General features: G+C 56.7%; 5 protein-coding genes. All 5 read right to left on the reverse strand.

All coding sequences use genetic code 11. The features are described from left to right. On the reverse strand, positions 1 to 182 hold a 182-nt coding region (gene rplW, locus Q0362_RS07730; protein WP_366099789.1), incomplete at its 3' end, for a 50S ribosomal protein L23. Next, entirely contained in the window at positions 179 to 799 is a 621-nt protein-coding gene (rplD, locus tag Q0362_RS07735) for a 50S ribosomal protein L4 (protein WP_298122192.1), read from the reverse strand. The genes rplW and rplD, both read right to left, overlap by 4 nt. Further along, on the reverse strand, positions 799 to 1,473 hold the full coding sequence (rplC, locus tag Q0362_RS07740) for a 50S ribosomal protein L3 (protein WP_298122197.1): 675 nt from the start codon (positions 1,471 to 1,473) through the stop codon (positions 799 to 801). The genes rplD and rplC overlap by 1 nt, the downstream gene beginning before the upstream one ends. A gap of 183 nt (positions 1,474 to 1,656) precedes the next feature. Further along, on the reverse strand, positions 1,657 to 1,971 hold the full coding sequence (gene rpsJ, locus Q0362_RS07745; RefSeq protein WP_068674876.1) for a 30S ribosomal protein S10: 315 nt from the start codon (positions 1,969 to 1,971) through the stop codon (positions 1,657 to 1,659). 24 nt (positions 1,972 to 1,995) lie between these two features. Then, positions 1,996 to 2,871: elongation factor Tu (locus tag Q0362_RS07750; protein ID WP_298122200.1), on the reverse strand; the 876-nt coding region annotated here is incomplete at its 5' end.

The following is a 2,871-nucleotide window of genomic DNA, read 5'->3' on the forward strand; positions in this document are numbered from 1 at the left end:
ACCTTGAACATCAATTCCACAGCGGCCTTGATTTCATATTTGGTAGCGTCTTGCAGCACCTTGAAGGTCACAGCATTGCTCTTTTCAGCAACCATGGTGGCCTTTTCAGACACGATGGGAGCGACCAGAACTTGCATCAGACGACCTTCGTCGAACTTGGACAGATTAGGACCGTGGCTCATGCGAACATCTCCTTGAGTTTGTCCATGGCGGCCTTGGTAACCAGAACCTTGCGGTAGTGCACCAGAGACAGCGGGTCAGCGTAACGGGGCTCAACCACCAGCACATTGACCAGGTTGCGAGATGCCAGATACAGGTTTTCGTCAACCACGTCCGAGATCACCAGAACGGAGTCCAGATTCATGGCCTTGAACTTGGCAGCCAATGCCTTGGTCTTGGGAGAGTCGACCGTGATCGAATCCACCACAGCCAGACGGCCTTCGCGTGCCAGTTGCGAGAAGATCGAAGCCATACCAGCGCGGTACATCTTCTTGTTGATCTTCTGGCTGAAATTTTCGTCGGGCATATTCGGGAAAATACGACCGCCTCCGCGCCACAGCGGCGAAGAAGTCATACCGGCGCGAGCGCGACCAGTTCCCTTTTGCTTGAACGGCTTCTTGGTGGAGTGCTTGACTTGTTCACGGTCTTTTTGGGCACGGGTGCCTTGACGCGCGTTAGCCTGGAAAGCCACCACAACCTGGTGAACCAGGTCTTCGTTGTATTCACGACCAAACACGGTCTCGGGCGCTTCGTATTTCGAAGTAGCCTGGCCTTGGTCATTCAGGAGTTCGAGCTGCATTAGTTCGCTCCTTTCGCGGCTTTTGCCTTCACTGCGGGACGCACGGTGACAAAGCCACCTGCAGAACCGGGGATCGCACCCTTGATCAGCAGCAGTTGACGGGCTTCGTCAACGCGGATGATGTCGAGGTTCTGGGTCGTCTTGGTAACGTCACCCAGGTGACCTGTCATGCGCTTACCGGGGAACACGCGACCGGGGTCTTGTGCCATACCGATAGAGCCAGGCACATTGTGCGAACGGCTGTTACCGTGCGATGCGCGCTGCGAGCTCATGTTGTGACGCTTGATGGTACCGGCGTAGCCTTTACCAATGGAGGTGCCTTGCACGTCCACTTTTTGACCCACGGAAAACACGTCCGACACGGGCACTTGCGCGCCAGCAGCGTACTTGGCAGCCGTATCAGCGGCCACGCGGAATTCCTGGATGATTTCACCGGCTTCAACACCCGCCTTGGCGAGGTGACCGGCAACGGGCTTGGTCACGCGAGATGCCTTGCGCGAACCGAACGTTACCTGCAGGGCAACGTAGCCATCGTTCTCTTGGGTTTTGACCTGAGTAACACGGTTGTTAGACACGTCGACCACCGTGACGGGAACTGCATCCCCCTCATCGGTGAACAGGCGCATCATGCCAACCTTGCGACCCAGCAACCCTAGGTGATTGCTAAGACTCATTGTTTTCTCCGTAACTTTCACCGCTGCAGCTTCAATTGGTTACAGCGTTTTTGCGTGAAAGACTGTTAATAAAACCCCACTCAAAACTTGAGCGGAGCCTGCGAGTATAGCGCGCCACGCCAAATATGGCAATAGCGCGCTAATTCGACTCTTTTTGAACCCGCTTAACCGGGTTCGGACTACTTATTGCAGCTTGATTTCGACGTCCACGCCAGCCGGCAGGTCGAGCTTCATCAGAGCGTCCACAGTCTTGTCTGTGGGGTCAACGATGTCCATCAGACGCTGGTGCGTGCGGATTTCGAACTGGTCACGACTGGCCTTGTTCACGTGGGGCGAACGCAGGATGTCGAAACGCTTCATGCGGGTTGGCAGGGGCACGGGGCCCTTGACAATCGCGCCGGTGCGCTTGGCGGTATCCACAATTTCAGCGGCCGACTGGTCGATGAGTTTGTAGTCAAACGCCTTCAGGCGGATACGGATTTTTTGCTTGGCGGCCATGGTAATTCCTTTGTGTATTGCGAATTACGCGATGATCTTGGCAACCACGCCGGCGCCCACGGTACGGCCGCCTTCGCGAATAGCGAAACGCAGACCTTCTTCCATGGCGATGGGGTTGATCAGCTTCACAGTGATCGACACGTTGTCACCAGGCATCACCATTTCCTTGCCTTCGGGCAATTCGATCGCACCTGTCACGTCCGTGGTACGGAAGTAGAACTGGGGACGGTAGTTGTTGAAGAAAGGCGTGTGACGGCCACCTTCGTCCTTGGACAGAACGTAGATTTCGCCAGTGAAGTGGGTGTGGGGCTTGATGGAAGCAGGCTTGCACAGCACTTGGCCGCGCTCAACTTCTTCACGCTTCGTGCCGCGCAGCAAGATACCCACGTTGTCGCCAGCTTGACCTTGGTCCAGCAGCTTGCGGAACATTTCCACGCCGGTGCAGGTGGTCTTCAGGGTGGGCTTGATACCAACGATTTCGATTTCTTCGCCGACCTTGATGACGCCGCGCTCAACGCGACCAGTCACCACGGTGCCACGACCGGAGATGGAGAACACGTCTTCCACGGGCATCAGGAATGCGCCGTCCACTGCGCGCTCGGGCAGGGGGATGTAGGTGTCCAGGGCGTCAGCCAGCTTCATGATGGCGCCTTCACCCAGGTCACCCTTGTCGCCTTCCATGGCGAGCTTGGCGGAACCGTGAATGATGGGGGTCTTGTCGCCGGGGAAATCGTACTTGTCGAGGAGTTCGCGAACTTCCATTTCAACCAGTTCGAGCAGTTCAGCGTCGTCCACCATGTCGCACTTGTTCAGGAACACGATGATGTAGGGAACACCCACCTGGCGAGCCAGCAGGATGTGCTCACGGGTCTGGGGCATGGGGCCGTCAGCAGCGGAGCA

This window comes from uncultured Aurantimicrobium sp. (assembly GCF_936931525.1).
Lineage (GTDB): Bacteria > Actinomycetota > Actinomycetes > Actinomycetales > Microbacteriaceae > Aurantimicrobium.

Bases quoted from the DNA above. Each gene is read 5' to 3' on its own strand.
- rplC (WP_298122197.1), bottom strand. From the start codon at position 1,473: ATGAGTCTTAGCAATCACCTAGGGTTGCTGGGTCGCAAGGTTGGCATG.
- rplD (WP_298122192.1), bottom strand. From the start codon at position 799: ATGCAGCTCGAACTCCTGAATGACCAAGGCCAGGCTACTTCGAAATAC.
- rpsJ (WP_068674876.1), bottom strand. From the start codon at position 1,971: ATGGCCGCCAAGCAAAAAATCCGTATCCGCCTGAAGGCGTTTGACTAC.